Genomic DNA, 19,886 nt, shown 5'->3' with positions numbered 1-19,886 from the left:
TGTTGACTTTGATATTGAACTCCCCCTATAATGAAAAGAGTGGGTTAAGTTGCAGTGTGCAATGATTTCCTAGGGGGAGGGAGAAAATGGAAGCACGGATCGATAAAATTAAGCAGCAACTACAGTCCCAAGGTTATAAATTAACGCCCCAGCGGGAAGCCACCGTAAGAGTACTTTTAGAGAATGAAGAAGATCATCTGAGTGCAGAGGATGTATTCATGCTCGTTAAAGAAAAGGCTCCCGAAATCGGTCTGGCAACCGTGTACCGTACCCTCGAACTATTGAGTGAGTTGCATGTTGTAGAGAAAATCAACTTCGGCGACGGTGTAGCGCGTTATGATCTGCGCGGAGATACATCCAAGCATCACCATCATCACTTAATCTGCGTGCAATGCGGAAGTATGGATGAAATACGTGAGGACTGGCTTGGACCGCTTGAAGAACGACTGGAGCGGGAATTTAACTTTTCGGTAGTAGATCACCGACTGGACTTTCATGGAATTTGTTATCGTTGCAAAGCTAAAAATGAACAAAAGCCCAAAGATGAAGAATAACATAGCCTATCTTCAAGCTCTCACCGGCGGTTTTGACGGGGGAGCTTTTTTGGTCACGAACCTGGCTTATGGTTCGCTCGTCAAGGCATATTCCCGGACATTTGGACATACCCTGTTTCAAGAACGATACTGGACTTGAAATACGGGAGGGGACAGTTCCAATGATTATATCTGTGCGGAGAGGGCTCCGTTTTATACGATTTATAGTGTTTTTTGCTGCGCTGGTGTATCTTTTCTACCACGTACTCGATCTGTTTAACGGCTGGATTTCACCTGTGGATCAGTATCAGATGCCAACGGGCAATGCGGTTAAGGTATTTCAGGAAACGGATTGGCCAGGCACTGGAGAAGCACGTCCTACGATGGCGGAGCGGCTTCGTCTCTTCTATTGGTACGGTGAGTAGCTGAAGGCGTGAAGAGTAGCTCCGACAGTCAGGGATGCAAATACGGAAGCAGCCTGCCGTTTGGCATTGCTGTCAGATGAGGAGTGTTGTACATGAATCAGACCATACACGCCTATGCTTTATACCTGGAAGAAGATAAAGGGATGTCGAGCAGTACGCTGGAATCCTATCTTCGAGATGTGGACAAGTTCGTTGAATTTGTGAAAAAGGAATATGGAATCCGCGAGGCGAGTGAGGTTAGACGAACACATGTTGTGTTATTTGTGGGTCAGCTCAAACAGGACGGCCGTGCGAATGCAACGATTGCTCGTAGCATCGTGTCTTTGCGATCGTATTTCCATTTTCTGATGCGGCGCGGCGAGATTGTACAGGATCCTACGTTTGATGTGGAAGCACCCAAGGCTGACAAGACACCTCCCCAAGTTCTTACGATTCCGGAGATCGAACTGTTGCTTGCTTCTCCAGATGTCAGCTCGCCCCAAGGCGTTCGAGATCGAGCCATGCTGGAGTTGTTATACGCTACGGGCATTCGGGTATCGGAACTGATTGCGCTGGATGTACGGGATGTACAGCCTGGGATGCGCTTCATTCGTTGCGGCGGAGCGGGGAAAGAGCGCATTCTTCCGATTGGTGCACCGGCTGCCCACTGGGCGAGCGTATATATAGACGAGTTCCGTGAACAATTGCTTAAAGCAGGAACGGACGAGCAGGCATTATTTGTGAATGTATCCGGCAGACGATTAACCCGTCAGGGATTCTGGAAGTTGCTGAAAAAATCTGCTGTGGACGCGGGGATCTCGGGTGAGATTACACCGCACACACTTCGCCATTCATTTGCAGCTCATCTCATTGCAAACGGAGCTGACACTCGTGCGGTTCAGGACATGCTTGGTCATGTCGAACAGCCCGGACAGCAATACAGTCAGCATGGGCGCAAGACGATGAAAGAAATTTATGAGACCCATCATCCACGTGCAAAATAAAGCTTAACGCATGGTTTGCATCTTTAGCGTTTTAAGTTAACTTATATTTGAAACCAACCAACGCCGTTATACATACGCGGGTTGCATGTTAAATTTCTGATTTCTTACGCCAACACAGGCGTAGACATGACAACCTTGCTGAATCTTAAACGGTTCGTTACTAATCAAGGAGGAACAACATCTTATGACAACACTAAACCAACAGATGATTGCAGAGGCGGCAGCCTACATTCAAAGCAAAAGCTCCATCAAACCGGAAGTCGGTTTGATTCTCGGGTCAGGGCTCGGCGTTCTGGCTGAACTAATTGAGGATGGCGTTAACATTGCGTACCAGGATATTCCGCATTTTCCGGTGTCCACTGTAGAAGGACACGAAGGCGAACTGTTGCTTGGTACGATTCAAGGCCGTCCGGTTGTGATGATGAAAGGCCGCTTTCATATGTACGAAGGATACGGCCCGGAATTAACGGCATTCCCGGTACGTGTCATGAAAGAGCTGGGCGTGAGTAGTCTGCTAGTAACGAATGCAGCTGGTGGCGTAAATACTTCTTATCAAGCAGGCGACTTGATGCTCATTTCCGATCATTTGAATATGACTGGCAAAAACCCGCTAATTGGTCCGAATGATGCTGCGCTTGGCGTACGCTTCCCGGATTTATCCGAAGCCTACAGCCGTCGTTTGCGTGCACTTGCTAAAGATACAGCCGCAACTCAAGGTTTTAATGTGCAAGAAGGTGTGTATGCAGGTCTGCTTGGCCCTAATTACGAAACTCCAGCAGAGATCAGAATGCTTCGTACCCTCGGTGCCGATGCAGTAGGCATGTCCACCGTTTCCGAAGTGATCGTAGCGCGTCATGCGGGCATTGAAGTGCTCGGCATTTCTTGCATCAGTAACATGGCAGCGGGGATCTTGGATCAACCTTTGTCACATGATGAGGTAATGGAAACGACGGAGCGTGTACGTGAAGCTTTCTTGGCGCTCGTGCTGGCGGTTATTCCTAAGATGTAATGTTGAACTGAAGATGAACAAAAACGATCTTTAGTTTGAAGGACCTAATAAGGAACAATTCATTGAATGATGTTTGCTCAATGAGCTGTTCCTTTTTTTATAATATGAAATATGAGAATGATGATATTCACTTTAGATGGAGAGCAATGATTGAATGCTTGGTTCAATGTCAAATGGTTCCGTCGTTGTCTCAAATCTTCCTCGCACCTGACCGTTCTGATCGATCAAAAACTTAGTGAAGTTCCACTTGATCCCATCACCCTTGTAGATATCAGGGAATTTTTCGTTTAGAAAATGGTGCATCCATTCTCCGCTAGCCGTTTCGGTGTCAAAGCCTAGAAATGGTGCTTGTTCGGTTAAAAACTGAAAGATATGATGAGCGTTTAGCCCCCTGACTTCGATTTTTTCAAATAACGGGAACGTTAACTTCAATCGATTTTCACAATGAGCTTTCACTTCCGAATTGTCCCCTGGCTCTTTCTCATTAAACTGGTTACACGGAAATGCTAGAATCTCGAAACCATAACGCTGGTACTTTTCGTACAGCTGTTGAAGGGTCTCGAATTGACGAGAGTAGCTACACTTACTGGCTGTGTTAACAACAAGCAGTACCTTTCCTCGGTATATAGTTAGATCAGTTAGCCTGCCATCTATGAAATGGACTTTTTTGTTATAAAAAGACATTGGAATCATCCTCCTAAGTTATTTCAATTGTGACATATACATCATAATCTGATATCACTCATAGGGGAAACATATATAAATGATAAATAAAATAGGTAAATCCTATAAATAATCTTCTCAAGGCCTAGTGTTCGTTTCAAATCAGTGTGTATTCAGATAAAAAAGTTAGGGAAAACCTGCTGAGATTGGAATAATTTACTTCAAACCCGCCGACAATGGATAGCAGTACATGCGAGGACTTACCACCGCGCTATTCATTTGAGGAGGGAACCTAGTGAAAAAAAGAATAATGGCATCGTTCATGACCCTTTGTATGCTGCTACCCGTAATGGCATCTTCTGCTTTGGCTGAGGAAACACCCAAGGCTGCTGGCGGGGCGGATTTGGCTCCATCAGCACGTTCAGCCATTCTGATGGATGCAGATACGGGAACTGTTATTTATGAGAAAAACAGTCATGATCAGCTGCCTCCGGCGAGCATTACGAAAATTATGACCATGTTGCTTACCATGGAAGCGATTAGTTCAGGCAAACTGAAGTTAACGGATAAGGTAAGAACGAGTGAATATGCGGCGTCTATGGGGGGCTCACAGATCTTTCTGGAGCCTGGGGAAGAGATGAGCGTGGATGATATGTTAAAAGGTATTGCCATGGCCTCCGGCAATGATGCATCTGTAGCCATGGCCGAGAAGCTTGCTGGTTCGGAAGAGGCTTTTGTACAGATGATGAACGAGCGTGCGCAGGAGCTGGGCATGAAGGATACACGTTTTGCCAATGCGAATGGGCTGCCGGTGGATAATCATTATTCCTCTGCGCACGATATCGCGGTGATGAGCCGCGAACTGCTAAAACATCAGGGGATTACGAAGTACACGGGTGCATATCAGGACTACTTGCGTAAAGATTCCGAAAAGCCGTTCTGGCTCGTGAATACCAACAAACTGGTGCGTTTCTATCAGGGTGCAGACGGCTTGAAAACGGGGTACACGTCCGAAGCGAAATTCTGTCTGTCGGCTACAGCTTCTAAAGATGGGCTGCGTGTCGTTGCGGTAGTCCTTGGCGAGCCGAATACGAAAACACGGAACAGTGAAGTATCTTCCATGTTTGATTATGCATTTGCTCAATACACGATGAAGGCGCTGTACAAAGCAGGTGATCTGCTGGGCAGTCTGAAGATTGAAAAAGGTGATGTCGCGGAGATGCCGCTGAATGCTGCACAAAACTACAGCGTTCTGATGCGCAAAGGAGCCAAGTCGACAGATATCCGGCATGAGCTGATTGTAGCCAAAGAAGTGAAGGCTCCGATTAAGGCGGGTCAGAGTGTAGGTAAACTCGTCGTATATCAAGGCAACGAGGTAATTAAAGAGTTTGATATTCAGGCTCCGCAAGACGTGGGTAAGGCAGGCTGGTGGAAGCTGTTTAAACGCACAACCTCGAACTTGTTCAATTAGTTGCAGGAAACGCCATTCTCCCTGGGGCTGGAACGGTTTTTGTAGTTAAATAGGAGTTTTCTTCTAGTTTTGTCGGGGGGCAGGAAAAGCCTTTGGCAACGTAGAAAACCTTGTTCTAAGACAGGGAGGAGAGTGGGCAAACGTGAATTTGAATGTGGACATGGAGCATCACCGCGGGATTTTGATTGTGCGATTATCCGGGGAGCTGGATCACCATACAGCTGACATGGTACGTATGCAGATGGATGAAGCGATACAGCGCAGACAATGTGAACATCTGGTGCTGAGTTTGAAAGACCTCGAATTTATGGACAGTTCAGGCCTAGGTGTTATTTTGGGAAGATACAAGTTGATCAAAAATAAAGGCGGCAAAATGGTCGTCTGTGATGTAAATCCGCCGGTATACCGTTTGCTGGAAATGTCGGGATTGTTCAAGATCATGCCGATTTACGAAAATGAGGGCACTGCTCTCTCAGGTCTGGAGGTCGTCTCATGAATGAAGGAACAGGGGCAAATTTCATGAATCTGCAATTTGCGGCCAAGTCGGAGAACGAATCGTTTGCACGGGTTACCGTTGCGGCTTTTATCTCTCAGCTTGATCCCACGATGGACGAGCTTAGTGATCTCAAAACGGTTGTTTCGGAAGCGGTGACCAATAGCATCATCCACGGATACAATAACAATCCCGAAGGTGTTGTGACGATTCAGGCCGAGATTCGTGACGATATGATCACGATCATTGTAGAGGACCGCGGTGAAGGCATCGAGGATCTTGAACTGGCCAAACAGCCGCTGTATACGTCCAAACCCGAACTTGAGCGGTCGGGCATGGGATTTACGATCATGGAAAATTTTATGGATGAATTCGAAGTCAGCAGTGAGCCCGGCAGAGGCACCTCCATCAAGATGAAAAAAAGGATTGAATCCAAGAAAGCATTGTATAATTAGGGGTTGGTGTTCTTATGGATGCTGAAGTGAAACCATCTTCACAGACCTATTTGGACGATGCCGAGGTCAAACGGCTGATTGCGCTCAGTCAGTCGGGTGACCATGAATCACGGGATACGCTGGTGAACTGCAACATCAGACTCGTCTGGTCCGTCGTGCAGCGTTTTATGAACAGGGGATATGAACCGGAGGATCTGTTCCAGATTGGTTGTATCGGCCTGCTCAAGTCAGTGGACAAGTTCGATCTCAGTTACGACGTGAAGTTCTCGACGTATGCGGTACCGATGATTATTGGTGAGATTCAGCGTTTCCTGCGGGATGACGGAACCTTGAAGGTCAGTCGTTCGCTGAAAGAGATGGCCAATAAAGTACGCAAAAAGAGGGACGAACTCTCGAAACATCTGGATCGATTGCCCACAATTAAGGAAGTTGCCGCTGAACTCGGGGTTACCCCGGAGGAAGTGGTATTCGCACAGGAGGCTAACAAACCGCCAACCTCCATTCATGAGACGGTATTCGAGAATGATGGTGATCCGATTACACTGATGGATCAGATCGCGGATGAGTCTCAGGAGAAGTGGTTCGACAAGCTAGCGCTGAATGAAGCAATCGGCGGCCTGAGTGAACGGGAGCGACTTATCGTATACCTTCGGTATTACAGGGATCAGACTCAATCCGAAGTGGCAAGCAGGCTGGGTATATCCCAAGTGCAGGTCTCAAGGTTGGAGAAAAAAATACTGCAATCTATTCGCGATCAAATCGCGCAGTGATTCAGGATTGATTCAGGGCTGATTCCATCCACCGGTATGGATATGGATTCATCATAATACGACAACTAACAACCTCAATTCGCGTTATTTAGCGATGAGGTTATTTGTCGTTTTAATATTTTATGCGGACACGGAGGACGAACGTTTGAACTGTAAAATGACAATTAAAAGGATAATACAGCCAGTACCTAACCATTGATAGATACCGAAGGGTTCATTCAGCCAAAGAACTGTGGTACCCACTGCCGCCAAAGGTTCGGCGCTCCCTAACAAGCTGGTCTCCTGAGGCGTGAGGTATTTCAGGCTGGCAATGTAGAACCAGAATGCGAGTAACGTTCCAATCAATATGGAAAACAACAAATAACTATAGGTATCTGGTGTCAGCAATGTCTGGTGGATCTTCCATGGCGCATGAACAAAGCTCATACCCACTCCACCAATCACCATGGCCCAGCCAACGACCACGAGAGAATCAAATTCGTTAAGCAATCTGACCGCATACAATGTATAAAATGCAGCAGATACACCAGACAACAATCCCCAGATCACTGCTGGCTGCGAGACGGATAACTGATTCAGAGAGCCATTTGTAAGCAGAAGAAAACATCCCACAAGCGCAAGAGTAGCGCAGATTATAAGTTTGGATGTAAGTGGAGATTGTTTACGTAGTACCATATATACCATGATCATGACAGGAGAAAGATATTGCAAAAGTGTGGCGACAGCCGCATTGCCGTGATCAATGGAAGCCATGTAAGTGTACTGTACAGCCAACATGCCGACCAAGCCAAAGATAATAAATGGCAGGGCTGTTTGTTTCGATTTCCAAACTTCAAGAATCTGTGAACGGCTAGGTGTAAATAATTGCAGGAAAAGGAGAAGGATGCCGGCACATACCAATCGCACGGTTACATACCAATTAAGATCGATATGGTGCATGTGAAATAGATTCTGAGCCACCGTTCCTCCGACACCCCAACAAGTAGCTCCTGTCAAAACCAGAAGTATACCTTTGAACTTGGGTGTTGACACTATTGATTTCATGTTTATCCGCCTCGCCTTAAATATAAGAATAGTGATATAGTAAGACAGAATTGATTTGATTAATATCAAAAATTACACAAAAATATAACAATATTGAGATGAGAATGATGAGAAAAATAAAATTTGACATCAATCCACAGCTAAAGGAAATGACAGAACATCGTACTGATGATCTGTCTATCGCTTGTTACAAGACAACTATATCCGAGCATGTACAAGGGTATATTCCATTGCACTGGCATGATGAATTGCAGTTTGTAGCTGTCGTTCAAGGTAAGGTGTTATTTCATATTAATGAACAGCAAGTAGCGGTCTCACAAGGGAATGGACTGTTTATCAACAGCGGGATGATGCACATGGCAGAGAATTTTAGTGCGGAGGAGCAGGGTATGTATCTTTGTTTGAATGTGGCTCCGCAATCACTGGTATCTGCTGAGCTTTACATGAAATACGTACATCCATATGTAACTGCAACGAATTTACCATTTCTAATGATTGAGAAATCTAACTCATGGGGAGAGCAGGTACTTGGAAACATCTCGGCTGTGAGACAGGAGATTGAAAAGCAGGCTCCTTACTATGAATTGAACGTTGCAGCAGCTGTGCTGGAAATCTGGAAAGGCCTAATCAAGAATGGTTACTTTCTGGAACATAACGAAACAGAGATGATCCGAAGTCGGCGTATAAAGCAGATGCTGATGTGGATTCATCAAAACTATACTGAACCGCTCAGGCTGGAGGATATCGCAAAGGTAGGTCAGTTAAGTCGTGCAGAGACATGCAGAACCTTTAAGCAAATACTGCGTACGACTCCGATGCAATATGTGCTGGATTATCGAATTCGAAAAAGTACAGAGTTGCTACGTTTCTCACAGCGCAGTGTCACCGAAATCGCTTACGAGGTTGGGTTCAACAGTACCAGCTACTTCATCGAACAGTTCCGAAAAATGATGAAAAGAACGCCTTTACAGTATCGAAGGGAGGAGCAGAAGGGGAGGCAAGAAAGAGATACGTAGTTAATGGTTAGGGTTCATGAATTGTCAGACAGGAGCATCATCTAATGAATCAAACAAGTATAATCCTGGTCAAGCATACTTAGAAGAGGGCGAGCTGAACTATATCGGCTTGCCTTTTTAATTTCTTCCTAAGCCGACCCCATCTAGATCGCCCACCGCCCTCCATACTCTTTTCATCCACGACCAGATTTCCAGCTTTTATCCCCCTGCGCACCCCCGCAAGTTTCTTTCCTTTGGTTTGGAACAAGAGGGAGGCAAGCCAGCGGAGGGAAGGAATCGGTAGAAGGAGCGAAGCGAGCGCGTTTATCACGGGATTTCCTCCTTGAAAAGGAGAGAACGAGAAATCCGGGGATAACCAGCGCCCGATCCCGATCCATCCCGGAGCGTCCAGTGCCGCTCCATACTCTTTTCATCCACGACCAGATTTCCAGCTTTTATCCCCCTGCGCACCCCCGCAAGTTTCTTTCCTTTGGTTTGGAACAAGAGGGAGGCAAGCCAGCGGAGGGAAGGAATCGGTAAAAGGAGCGAAGCGAGCGCGTTTATCACGGGATTTCCTCCTTGAAAAGGAGAGAACGAGAAATCCGGGGATAACCAGCGCCCGATACCGATCCATCCCGGAGAGTCCAGTGCCCCCCACACTCTTTTCCAACTTAAATGTAATAAATTTGCACATTCTTCAAATACTAACCTAAATTACGCAGTAAAGGAGTGCTGTGGATGTCCCAGACACCCACTCCCACGGTCTACGTCCGCATGCGCAGCCGGATTCGCATTCAGAGAGGGCGAGCGGTCAAACTGCGGGATATTGCCCACGTCCTGGCCTCATCCGAGGAACAGGAAAACAGGCTACTGGAACTTGAACTGCTGCAGCCCGGACCGGAGGACGGCAACCTGATCCTTATTGACATCTTGCAGATTATTCCCCGGATTCGGCAGCTTCTGCCGGATGTGAATGTGGAGCTGATGGGGTCCGGGCATACGTTAGTTGAAGTAATGGCAGGTAGTGGTAAGGCTTCGAAATCCTTGTTTATTCTGGTATGGTTGCTGCTGTTCTTCGGTTCAGCACTGACCATTATGAATTTTCACGCAGACGTGAATATGCAGGAAGTACAGATTCGCATCGTAGAGATGCTGACAGGACACCGGGATGAGCATCCGTACTTATTTCAGCTGGCCTATTCCCTTGGAATCGGCTTCGGCATGGCGGTATTTTTCAACCATCTATTTAAGAAAAAGTGGAATGAAGAGCCAACACCGCTCGAAGTGGAAATGTTCCTTTACCAGCAAAATGTAGACCAATTTGTCGTGATCGAAGAAACCGAACGTATGCATAAGCAGAATCAAAGGGAGCTGAAAGGCGATGAGCGTGCTTAACGGAGCGATCAGCATTGTGCTTGGCATTGCCGGGGGAATCGCTGTGGGGAGTGGTGTTATTGCGCTTATTCTTGTACTCGACATGATTCCGAGACTGGCTCAAGTGACACAGTCCTATGACAAAACGCATTGGTACGAGGGTGCTCTCATTGGAGGTTCGCTACTGGGCACGGTAGCCGATTTCTGGCATTGGAAAATGCATGGTGTTATTTTGCTCAGCCCGATTGTTGGGCTGTTCTGCGGCGTTTTTATTGGTCTGCTGGCTGCCGCTCTGACAGAAGTATTAAACGTGCTACCCGTTCTGGCTAAAAGGTTGGGTATGAGATCATACTTGTTTGGACTGTTGCTCGCGATGATTTTGGGGAAAATGACAGGTTCCTTGTTTGACTTTTTTATATACCAACGGTAAAGCAACGTGACAGGTTAAAGGAGGATGGACATGGACGAACATACGGATCAAACGAGTCATGAACAAAGTGACGGTATAACGGAAGACATGTTGCACAAGTCTGCTTACGAGATCCGGCAGGAAGAAGAAAAGAAGGCGTACCAGAAAAAAAAGCAAAACGAGATGTCCGACAGTATTGAAGAATCTGTTCATTATTGGCAACATAACGATAACATCTCCCCGCGCATGAGTGATAACAAAAACACGTTAAAACAAGTGATCGGTCTTGGCGAGTCGTTTGATGTGGATATGAGGGAAATGGTACTTGGCGGCAAACATGTGGGATTACTGTTACTCACGGGTTTTGCCAAAGATGAGATTTTGCTCGAAGTATTGAAAAGATTAACCTATCTGACGCCGGATCAAGTATCAGAGCATGCACTCAAGTCCTATTTCGAATGTTATATTCCTCATATACAGGTAGAACGAGTGGAGAAGATGAGTGCTGTCATTAGCAAGGTGCTCATGGGCATGAGTGCCATGTTTGTCGAGGGAGACCGGTCTGTGCTTATTATGGACACTCGGAGTTATCCGGTTCGATCGCCCGAAGAGCCTTCGCTTGAACGCGTGGTTCGTGGTTCACGGGATGGTTTTACCGAGACATTACTGACCAATGTAGCGCTGGTGCGCCGTAGAATACGGGACCCTGGGCTAAAGTTTGAACTTATGCAGGTAGGACGGAGAACCCAAACCGATGTATGTGTAGTTTATATTGACGATATAGTGGATAAGGTACAGGTGGATTCGGTAAAGGAAAAAATACAACGAATCGATATCGACGGTATTCCGGCTGCCGACAAGCAGTTGGAGGAAGCGATCATCAACAAAGGGTGGAATCCATTTCCCCTTGTTCGTTATTCGGAACGTCCTGACGTTACAGCTTCTCACCTGCTGGAAGGACGAGTCGTTATTTTTGTAGATACATCCCCCAGCGTAATGATCTTGCCGACGACCTTTTTTGATCTATGCGAACATGCGGAGGAGAACAGGCAGACGGCTCTTATGGGAACCTATCTGCGCTGGGTACGTTTTGCAGGCATCCTGATCTCTCTGTTTCTACTGCCGCTATGGATGCTGATGGTCATCGAACCTTCGCTCAAACCGATCGGTTTCGATTTCATCGGCCCACAGGAAAATGTGAAATTACCGATTATTTTGCAATTTCTACTCATCGAGCTGGGTGTAGACTTATTACGGATGGCTGCGGTTCATACGCCTACGCCGCTGGCTTCCGCCATGGGTCTAATTGCGGCAATACTGGTCGGAGATATCGCGGTGAAAACGGGCTATTTTGTCAATGAGGTTGTGCTCTATATGGCGATTGCGGCAATCGGAATGTTTGCTACACCGAGTTACGAGTTAGGACTCGCCAATCGACTGGTCCGGCTGCTACTGCTCATTGCAGTTGCGATATTTAAAGTACCAGGTTTGGTCGTTGGAACGACTTTGCTTGTTGTGGCGTTGACCATTCACCGTTCATATAACTCGTCGTATCTTTGGCCATTTATACCTTTTAATGCAAAGGCATTTGGCAACTTTTTGTTCAGGGTTCCATTGCTTGTCAGCAAGAAACGTCCATCGTTCAACAAAACGCGTGACAACACCAAGATGTCCGAAGATCCCGACGGTGAATTGCGAAAAGGTAAAAAACACAAATGATGTGCCGAAAAATCCATTCATCTCCCGGCTTAATTTGATATACTGGTGTAAAATCAATGGAATAGTAACTGTTCCAGTATACAAAAAGTGAGGAATGCAAACGATGTATTTACACGGTACAAGTAGAATAAATGAGCAAGGCCACCTGGAGATTGGTGGAGTAGACGTTACGGATATGAAAGAGCAATTTGGAACACCGCTCTATGTTGTGGACGAGCAATTGGTTCGCGAGCGCTGCAGAGAGTACATGGAAGCATTCCGCGCTTCAGGTTTGGGCTTCCAAGTTGCATATGCAAGCAAAGCATTTTGTGTTATGGCGATGTGTGCTCTGGCAGCAGAGGAAGGTCTTTCTCTGGACGTTGTCTCTGACGGCGAACTGTTCACTGCATTGCAAGCCGGGTTCCCGGCAGAACGCATTCATTTCCACGGCAATAACAAAACGATCGAAGAGATCGAAATGGCGCTTGACGCTGAAATTGGATGCTTCGTGGTTGACAACTTTAACGAGTTGCATCTGCTCCAAGCTGTCGCAGCGGACAAAAACCGTAAAGTTAACATCCTCCTGCGTGTAACGCCAGGTGTTGAGGCGCATACGCATGAATATATTTCGACAGGACAAACGGACTCCAAGTTCGGTTTCGATATCGGCAACGGTACAGCATTCGAAGCTATTGAACTCGCGTCCAAACAGTCCAACTTGGTATTGCTTGGTGTGCATTCTCACATCGGTTCCCAGATCTTTGAGGTTGAAGGATTCCAGATGGCGGTTCAACGTGTTGCTGAATTTGCAGCAAGTGTATACGAGCGCCTGAATGTGGCATTCAAAGTCGTAAACCTGGGCGGCGGATTCGGAATCCGTTATATTGACGGTGATACGCCGCTTGAAGTGGCTCAGTATGTGAAGGCCATCACCGATGCGGTAAAAAATCATTTTGCGCAAATCGGCTATGCAGTGCCTGAAATTTGGGTCGAGCCAGGCCGTAGCATCGTAGGTGAAGCAGGCACAACGCTGTACACCGTTGGAACGAGCAAAGACATCCCCGGCGTGCGTAAATATGTAGCAGTAGATGGCGGGATGACGGATAACCCACGCCCTGCATTGTATGAGTCCAAGTATGAGGCCGTACTGGCAAATCGTGCAAACGAAGCGGCAACAGAAACGGTATCTGTAGCGGGGAAATGCTGCGAGAGCGGTGACATGTTGATATGGGATCTGGATCTGCCAAAAGTGGAGAGCGGTGATCTGCTTGCCGTAGCTTGCACAGGGGCATATAACTACTCCATGGCAAGCAACTACAACCGGATTCGTCGTCCGGCGGTTGTGTTTGTCAAAGACGGTCAAGGCGATGTGGTTGTACGCCGTGAGTCATATCAGGACATTATCCAAAACGACCTCGTGCCAGCGCGTATTGGCAAACAGCCGGTTACTCGTTAATTCAAGTTCCTATAGCGCTAGATGAGGACGGAATGGGCTTGCCCCTTCCGTCCTTTGTCATGGACATTGTAGCTATTTGGCACGCTTGAAGGCTTGTATTTGAGAGTAGAAAATCAAAAATATAGCTCTTTCTTTTGCGATTCGGCCCTTTTCGGTGTACACTAAGAAAAGTGCTGTAATGCTTGACCACAAGTTTGGTATTGCATCACAATTACTTTTGCTCAAAATTGAAAGGAGTCATTTACATATGGCGAAACAAGCGAAAATTAAATTGGCAAACGGCGGAGAAGTTCTGATTGACCTGTTCGATCAAGAAGCGCCAAACACCGTAGCAAACTTTGAAAAATTAGCAAACTCCGGTTTCTATAACGGACTCGTTTTCCACCGTGTAATTCCGGGCTTCGTAGCTCAAGGTGGATGCCCTAGCGGTTCCGGTACTGGCGGTCCTGGTTACACAATCAACTGTGAGATCAACCCGAACAAACATGAGCGTGGAACACTTGCGATGGCACATGCTGGCCGCAACACAGGCGGAAGCCAGTTCTACATCTGCTACCAACCACAGCCACATTTGGACGGACAACATACTGTATTTGGTAAAGTAAGCAAAGGTATGGAGTTTGTTGATGCATTCGAAGGCCGCGACAAAATGGAAACTGTTGAAGTTGTAGAAGTTTAATTTCAACTGAATCTGCTCGGCGGCGTCAAGTTAACCCCTGGTACATTCCTATTACGGAAGTACCAGGGGTTTTGTGCATTGTACAACTTTTTTGCGTGATTGCCTTGCAAAGTGTTATTAAAATAAGCTTAAAGGAACTGGCGGGACGAGTTGATTGTAGGTTATTCTAGCTAGGTACAGACTGTTGAAACCGAATACATGAGGTTTGACAGCGCACTATACTGAGTTTGCATGTTTTCAGAACTACTGTGAAAGGATGTTGTTACTTTGACTTTAGATGTTGTACAGCAACTGAAATTACTTCAACATATTTATAGTGAGAGCACGATTTGGGACGAGGAGTTACGTGCTTCAAGACACAATGTACCAGAGGACGTATCGGCGGAACAATTACAGGCACTAGAGGCTACTGGACATGAGCCTAATCACTTTGAAAGACCGCAGCATGAGGATACGATCCGAGAACTGAGAACATTGGCTGAGCGTTGGATACTTCAGGAGGCTGCTCAGGCTTTTGTGGCTTCTCTATGGTCAGCACCAATGATCTGGCGTTCACTTCTTACAGGAAAACTGATTGCAACCAGCATACCTGACCATGAATATAGTCCATATCCTTCCAGTCGTAAGTGCCAGATCTGTGGTTTGGATGTGAATGACGGAGTAGATACTTCGCTTCAGTGGTACTGGCGAATGACCAACGGTACACCGCTTGATGGAGATATCTTTGGACATGTACTCGCTCTGAGAGAGATGGCTGCTTCGCAGGAGCCTCCTGTTCCTAATGAGTATGATCGCTGGACGTTACGCGCGGTGTTAACGGTATTGCGCAATTTGCCGCCCAAGACTCGGTACAGCAAGGCAGCGGATGCGCTCAAAAAAGAACAACTCCTGCCTACGAAAAAAGTATATGTTTACCGCGAACTGCTTGAAACGCTGGCGCTGATCGGCATTCTGGACACGCCAGAACAGCCAGGAATGATTACAGCCTTCACCTCATATGCAGAACGCGACAAGAGACCTAATACCCGCGTTGAGGTACAAGCTCCCTTGGCATGGTGGGATTCATCTGTAGGAATCAACGAGCACAATTTGAACCTGATCTTTGGTGAATTCGATTGCAGTGATGTATCGCTTGAGAACAAGCCTGAACCGAATCCACTGGCGAGTGAGACCGTTATTGGTGCATTTGAAAGCAGACGAGGTGTAGGTACCAAGGCGAAGGTGCCGAAAAAATCTCCGGATGCCGGTACAGGTGAAGTGCAGCCTGGAGACGTATATGCAGTGAAAGTACTTAGTGGTTCTTGGGTTACTGTATATTGTCATGAAGTGAAGGACAAACGTACCATTGTTGAATATCTGGATGGCGTGTTCCCCGATATGCCGGGAAAAGAAGACCTTATTCTGACCGTTCGTCCAAGGCCGGATGAGCGCTGGCAGTGTTCGGCCATTGGAATCGACTCGACCAGTTGGGTTAGAAGAGTAGCCCGCGATATGCCAGCTCCTAATGCTTCCCAGCCCAAACCTGAGAGTGTTCCGTTCCATGCTGCAAAGGATTTGAGGCACATGGCAAGCTGGTGTTTTCCAGACCTTTAGAATTTATTTTCCAATATTGATGAAGTCCGTGTCTAGTATGAGATGCGGATTTTGTAATATAAATGCTTATTAAAAGTTAGTATGTGACAAAAAGAAACAAAAATGAATTGATTTTTTGACATTAAAGTGCTAACATCCAATTAATAACGAAAGCGATCCTTCAGGGCAGGGTGTAATTCCCTACCGGCGGTGATGCGTGTTGGGGATTTATTTTCCACCGATATGGCAAAGTCCGTGACCTGTCTGCTTATAGCAGATGGCTGATCTGGTGTAATTCCAGAACCGACAGTATAGTCTGGATGGGAGAAGGAGTGGGTGTAAGCCGGTGTGGTTGCACTCCGCAGGAGTGATGTCGCATAGCATTCAGCTCGTTTGGATGATATGTGTGGAAGGCTTGTTTATAATGAGTTTTCTGGTACATAATACCGTATATAGAAACTCTTCACCTGATTTTTTTGTATATCATTCTATAGCTCGAATGGGTATGCAATAAGGTATGTGTTTATTTTCACTTACCTGTTAACTGGTTTTGGTGAAGTGTCGGTATTGGTGTGTTTCATCTCTCCTGCAGATGACAGTAGTCTTCCATCATCCCTACCTGAACAGATTGTTCGGTGGGGATTTTTTAGTTCGAGATTATAACCGTGGGGTGAACGGATATGGAAATGATCAATGATGAATTTTATATGGCGTTAGCACTGGATATGGCAGAACGGGCACAAGGACAGACTGGAATTAATCCTGTCGTGGGATGTGTCGTTGTTAAAGAAGGACGTGTTGTTGGTCTAGGAAGCCATCTGAAACGAGGCACAGGCCATGCAGAGGTGCATGCGCTGAATATGGCTGGAAGCGACGCGGAGGGTAGTACCGTTTACGTAACGCTTGAACCTTGCAGTCATTATGGCAAAACGCCACCCTGTAGCGAACGTTTGATCCATGAGAAGGTTAAACGGGTGGTGGTTTGTTGTGAAGATCCGAATCCGCAGGTTTCTGGTACAGGCATTAGTATGTTGCGTCAACAAGGCATCGAAGTTGAAGTGGGTGTTTTGCGCGAACGCGGAAGACGTATGAATGAAAAGTTTATCAAGTTTATTACAACAGGTCTTCCTTTCGTTACCCTCAAAACAGCTTCTACGCTGGATGGAAAAATTGCTACGCGTAGCGGGGACAGCAAATGGATCTCCAACGAACTGGCGCGTGAGATCGTGCATGCGCTTCGTCATCGTCATCAAGGCATTATGGTTGGCGTGGATACGGTAATCGCCGATAATCCGGAGCTGACTACCCGCTTGCAGGTAGAAGGCATCAGTCCGGTACGGATCGTTGTGGATTCCAAGCTGAGGTTGCCTGTAGGCTCCAAAATGGTCAAGGATGGACTTGCGCCAACTTGGGTGCTTACAACCGATGAGGCTAGCCAGGAAGCGGCTGAGCGACTCGAGGCTTACGGTGTTGAAATTATTCGCTGTGGGCCTGGACCACGCGTAGATTTGCTACATGGGCTGAGCAAGCTGGGAGAGCGGGATATTGGCTCGATTCTGCTGGAAGGCGGCGGTACACTAAATGGTGCAATGCTGGAAGCACGGCTCGTAGATCGTTTACTGATGTTTATCGCTCCCAAGATTGTGGGTGGATATGATACTCCGGGAAGTTTCCGTTTTGAAGGCGTAGAGCGCATGAGTCAGGCAATCCAATTGCATCAGCTGGAAATTGAGCAAGTTGGAGATAATATTAGCATTGGCGGTATTCCGATTTGGCCAGAATAGGAGGAAGATAGCATGTTTACGGGTTTGGTGGAAGAAGTCGGTCAGATCCGGCGCATTGGTCGTAAAGGTGAGGCCCTGGTTCTGAACATCGCTGCTTCTGTCATTATGGACGATCTAAAAATTGGTGACAGTGTTGCGGTTAACGGGGTTTGTCTTACCGCGACCACGCTGGAAGGCGGAGGTTTTACCGCAGACGTCATGCCGGAAACGTATCGACACACCAATCTCAATCAGCTTCAGTCCGGCAGTAAGGTTAATCTGGAGCGGGCCATGTTGTCCGGTGGACGATTCGGCGGTCATATCGTGCAGGGACATGTGGATGGGACTGGGGTTATCGGTAGTATTACTCGGGATCAGAATGCAGTTGTTTTTGAGATCAGACCGGGTGACCATGAACTTTTCAAATTTCTAATTCCAAAAGGTTCGGTCACTTTGGATGGGATTAGCTTGACAGTGGTACAGACGACTCAAAGTTCCTTCACGGTTTCGATTATTCCCCATACGATTGGGGAAACGGTTTTGAATGTCAAAAAGACAGGAGATACCGTCAACATTGAATGTGATATTTTGGGGAAATATGTAGATCATCTGTTGCAATACGGCAAGAGCCATGCGGAAACGAGAACAGGCAAGCCAAGCAGTCTTAGTGAAGAGTTTCTCTCCAATCACGGGTTTGCATAAACATAGGAAAGACAGGGATAAAACATAAAACTGGAAACAGGAGGTGCAGCTGATGTCAGAACAATCCGAGCCATCCATTCTGGACTCAATTGAGGCAGCTATTTATGATTTGATGCGGGGTAAACCCGTAATTGTGGTCGATGACGAAGATCGGGAAAATGAAGGGGATTTTATTGCTTTGGCTGAAAAAGCAACCCCTGAGGTCATCAATTTCATGATTACCGAAGGTCGAGGGCTCGTCTGTGTTCCCATTACGCAGCAGCGGGCAGATGAATTAAATTTGAAACCGATGGTTCAGCAGAATACAGATTTCCATGGGACAGCTTTTACGGTCTCTGTGGATCACAAAGATACAACGACGGGAATCTCGGCGCATGAGCGTTCCATTACCGTTAAAGGTTTGATTGATCCGAATGCGAAAAGCAGTGATTTTCGCAAGCCGGGTCACATGTTTCCGCTCATTGCCAAAGACGGCGGTGTGTTGCGTCGTGCCGGACACACGGAAGCGGCAGTTGATCTGGCGATCATGTGCGGCTCTTACCCCGCAGGTGTCATCTGTGAGGTGATCAAGGAAGATGGTACGATGGCCAGACTTCCTGACCTGCAGGAGATTGCACGTAAGCATGATCTGAAACTGATTAGTATCCAAGACATGATTCGTTACCGGAATGAGAAGGAGAAGCTGGTGCAACGTGAAGTTTCCGTGCGTATGCCGACGGACTTTGGCGAATTCCAGGCAGTGGCGTATACGAATGCAGTGGATAATAAAGAACATGTTGCCTTGGTCAAAGGGGATATTGACGGTTCCAAACCTGTATTGGTTCGTGTTCACTCCGAATGTTTGACTGGCGACGTGTTCCACTCTCACCGTTGTGACTGTGGCCCGCAGTTTGATGCGGCGCTGAAGCAGATTCATGATGAAGGTAATGGCGTACTGCTCTATATGAGACAAGAAGGCCGTGGGATCGGTTTAATCAACAAACTCAAGGCTTACAAGCTGCAAGAAGAAGGTCTGGATACAGTGGATGCCAATCTGAAGCTTGGTTTTGCTGCTGATCTGCGCGATTATGGGATTGGTGCACAAATTTTGAAGGATCTTGGCGTTCGTCAGATTCGATTATTAACGAATAATCCACGGAAAATTAAAGGCTTGGAAGGATATGGTCTGGAAGTGGTAGAGCGTGTACCGATTCAGATGCAGGAGAATGAAGATAATACAGCTTACCTTCACACCAAGCAAGCCAAATTGGGCCATATGCTCAAGTTTGATGATATCGAGCAGAATGAACAGTGATTTCAGCTACTCACGATAATTTTCTGATATGTAAATATTGGAGATTTCACATGTTCAATTGCAGCACCTATAACATTATATATCGACAGGGAGATGAC

The 19,886-nt window shown here is 46.8% G+C and carries 22 protein-coding genes and 1 riboswitch; of the genes, 19 read left to right on the top strand and 3 right to left on the bottom strand.

The window, feature by feature from the left end; genetic code table 11:
• The first annotated feature begins 86 nt into the window (after positions 1–86).
• The 5 genes from fur (at position 87) to MHI38_RS05610 (ending at position 2,950) form a co-directional block, all read left to right on the top strand.
• Positions 87–554: a ferric iron uptake transcriptional regulator gene (fur, locus tag MHI38_RS05630; RefSeq protein WP_090922447.1), complete on the top strand. Its 468-nt coding sequence runs from the start codon at positions 87–89 to the stop codon at positions 552–554.
• The gene (locus MHI38_RS05625; RefSeq protein ID WP_186375458.1) at positions 544–693 is read left to right on the top strand and encodes a hypothetical protein; all 150 of its coding nucleotides are present in this window, start codon (positions 544–546) and stop codon (positions 691–693) included. Before fur ends, MHI38_RS05625 begins: the two co-directional genes overlap by 11 nt.
• Positions 694–715: 22 nt before the next feature.
• Positions 716–958: a DUF4227 family protein gene (locus MHI38_RS05620; RefSeq protein ID WP_090922446.1), complete on the top strand. Its 243-nt coding sequence runs from the start codon at positions 716–718 to the stop codon at positions 956–958.
• Between the two features lie 92 nt (positions 959–1,050).
• Positions 1,051–1,941, top strand: coding sequence for a tyrosine recombinase (locus MHI38_RS05615; protein ID WP_154888486.1), 891 nt, complete (start codon positions 1,051–1,053; stop codon positions 1,939–1,941).
• A 184-nt stretch (positions 1,942–2,125) separates the two neighbouring features.
• Positions 2,126–2,950, top strand: coding sequence for a purine-nucleoside phosphorylase (locus MHI38_RS05610; protein ID WP_090922442.1), 825 nt, complete (start codon positions 2,126–2,128; stop codon positions 2,948–2,950).
• A gap of 132 nt (positions 2,951–3,082) precedes the next feature.
• Here the strand turns inward: MHI38_RS05610 and MHI38_RS05605 are convergent, their stop codons facing one another.
• A complete protein-coding gene (locus MHI38_RS05605) occupies positions 3,083–3,634 on the bottom strand; it encodes a glutathione peroxidase (protein WP_341181032.1) in 552 nt (183 codons plus the stop codon).
• Between the two features lie 328 nt (positions 3,635–3,962).
• Between MHI38_RS05605 and MHI38_RS05600 the strand changes: the two genes are divergently transcribed.
• From MHI38_RS05600 to sigF, 4 genes are all read left to right on the top strand, one after another.
• Complete coding sequence (locus tag MHI38_RS05600) at positions 3,963–5,084, top strand: D-alanyl-D-alanine carboxypeptidase family protein (RefSeq protein WP_276539828.1); 1,122 nt, start codon at positions 3,963–3,965, stop codon at positions 5,082–5,084.
• Positions 5,085–5,226: 142 nt separating this feature from the next.
• Entirely contained in the window at positions 5,227–5,580 is a 354-nt protein-coding gene (gene spoIIAA / locus MHI38_RS05595; RefSeq protein WP_090922436.1) for an anti-sigma F factor antagonist, read from the top strand.
• Positions 5,577–6,032: an anti-sigma F factor gene (gene spoIIAB, locus MHI38_RS05590; RefSeq protein ID WP_090922434.1), complete on the top strand. Its 456-nt coding sequence runs from the start codon at positions 5,577–5,579 to the stop codon at positions 6,030–6,032. The genes spoIIAA and spoIIAB overlap by 4 nt, the downstream gene beginning before the upstream one ends.
• A gap of 14 nt (positions 6,033–6,046) precedes the next feature.
• The gene (gene sigF / locus MHI38_RS05585; protein WP_090922432.1) at positions 6,047–6,802 is read left to right on the top strand and encodes an RNA polymerase sporulation sigma factor SigF; all 756 of its coding nucleotides are present in this window, start codon (positions 6,047–6,049) and stop codon (positions 6,800–6,802) included.
• 120 nt (positions 6,803–6,922) lie between these two features.
• On the opposite strand, the gene MHI38_RS05580 is transcribed toward sigF, so the two are convergent.
• A complete protein-coding gene (locus MHI38_RS05580; protein WP_373323285.1) occupies positions 6,923–7,846 on the bottom strand; it encodes an EamA family transporter in 924 nt (307 codons plus the stop codon).
• 107 nt (positions 7,847–7,953) lie between these two features.
• Between MHI38_RS05580 and MHI38_RS05575 the strand changes: the two genes are divergently transcribed.
• Positions 7,954–8,862, top strand: coding sequence for an AraC family transcriptional regulator (locus MHI38_RS05575; RefSeq protein ID WP_308723172.1), 909 nt, complete (start codon positions 7,954–7,956; stop codon positions 8,860–8,862).
• A gap of 306 nt (positions 8,863–9,168) precedes the next feature.
• Here MHI38_RS05575 and MHI38_RS05570 read toward each other — a convergent pair whose 3' ends face one another.
• Positions 9,169–9,408 (bottom strand): hypothetical protein, encoded by a 240-nt coding sequence (locus MHI38_RS05570; RefSeq protein WP_341181031.1) that lies wholly within the window; start codon positions 9,406–9,408, stop codon positions 9,169–9,171.
• Positions 9,409–9,579: 171 nt separating this feature from the next.
• Between MHI38_RS05570 and MHI38_RS05565 the strand changes: the two genes are divergently transcribed.
• The 9 genes from MHI38_RS05565 (at position 9,580) to MHI38_RS05525 (ending at position 19,788) form a co-directional block, all read left to right on the top strand.
• Complete coding sequence (locus tag MHI38_RS05565) at positions 9,580–10,236, top strand: stage V sporulation protein AA (protein WP_253493265.1); 657 nt, start codon at positions 9,580–9,582, stop codon at positions 10,234–10,236.
• Positions 10,223–10,645, top strand: coding sequence for a stage V sporulation protein AB (locus MHI38_RS05560; protein WP_308723122.1), 423 nt, complete (start codon positions 10,223–10,225; stop codon positions 10,643–10,645). The genes MHI38_RS05565 and MHI38_RS05560 overlap by 14 nt, the downstream gene beginning before the upstream one ends.
• A 24-nt stretch (positions 10,646–10,669) precedes the next feature.
• Positions 10,670–12,343, top strand: coding sequence for a spore germination protein (locus MHI38_RS05555; RefSeq protein WP_373323283.1), 1,674 nt, complete (start codon positions 10,670–10,672; stop codon positions 12,341–12,343).
• A 103-nt stretch (positions 12,344–12,446) separates the two neighbouring features.
• On the top strand, positions 12,447–13,778 hold the full coding sequence (gene lysA, locus MHI38_RS05550; protein ID WP_090922415.1) for a diaminopimelate decarboxylase: 1,332 nt from the start codon (positions 12,447–12,449) through the stop codon (positions 13,776–13,778).
• A gap of 247 nt (positions 13,779–14,025) precedes the next feature.
• On the top strand, positions 14,026–14,457 hold the full coding sequence (locus tag MHI38_RS05545; RefSeq protein ID WP_090922413.1) for a peptidylprolyl isomerase: 432 nt from the start codon (positions 14,026–14,028) through the stop codon (positions 14,455–14,457).
• A gap of 267 nt (positions 14,458–14,724) precedes the next feature.
• Positions 14,725–16,050, top strand: a complete 1,326-nt coding sequence (locus MHI38_RS05540) for a hypothetical protein (RefSeq protein WP_308723120.1) — start codon at positions 14,725–14,727, stop codon at positions 16,048–16,050.
• Positions 16,051–16,202: 152 nt separating this feature from the next.
• A riboswitch (FMN riboswitch) is annotated at positions 16,203–16,365 on the top strand.
• Between the two features lie 344 nt (positions 16,366–16,709).
• A complete protein-coding gene (gene ribD, locus MHI38_RS05535) occupies positions 16,710–17,813 on the top strand; it encodes a bifunctional diaminohydroxyphosphoribosylaminopyrimidine deaminase/5-amino-6-(5-phosphoribosylamino)uracil reductase RibD (protein ID WP_090922409.1) in 1,104 nt (367 codons plus the stop codon).
• Between the two features lie 12 nt (positions 17,814–17,825).
• On the top strand, positions 17,826–18,494 hold the full coding sequence (gene ribE, locus MHI38_RS05530) for a riboflavin synthase (RefSeq protein WP_090922407.1): 669 nt from the start codon (positions 17,826–17,828) through the stop codon (positions 18,492–18,494).
• 52 nt (positions 18,495–18,546) lie between these two features.
• A complete protein-coding gene (locus MHI38_RS05525; protein WP_154888507.1) occupies positions 18,547–19,788 on the top strand; it encodes a bifunctional 3,4-dihydroxy-2-butanone-4-phosphate synthase/GTP cyclohydrolase II in 1,242 nt (413 codons plus the stop codon).
• Positions 19,789–19,886: the final 98 nt, after the last annotated feature.

Source organism: Paenibacillus sp. FSL K6-1558 (assembly GCF_038002565.1).
GTDB classification, from domain to species: Bacteria; Bacillota; Bacilli; order Paenibacillales; family Paenibacillaceae; genus Paenibacillus; species Paenibacillus polysaccharolyticus.
This window is presented reverse-complemented; position numbering and strand designations above follow the sequence as displayed.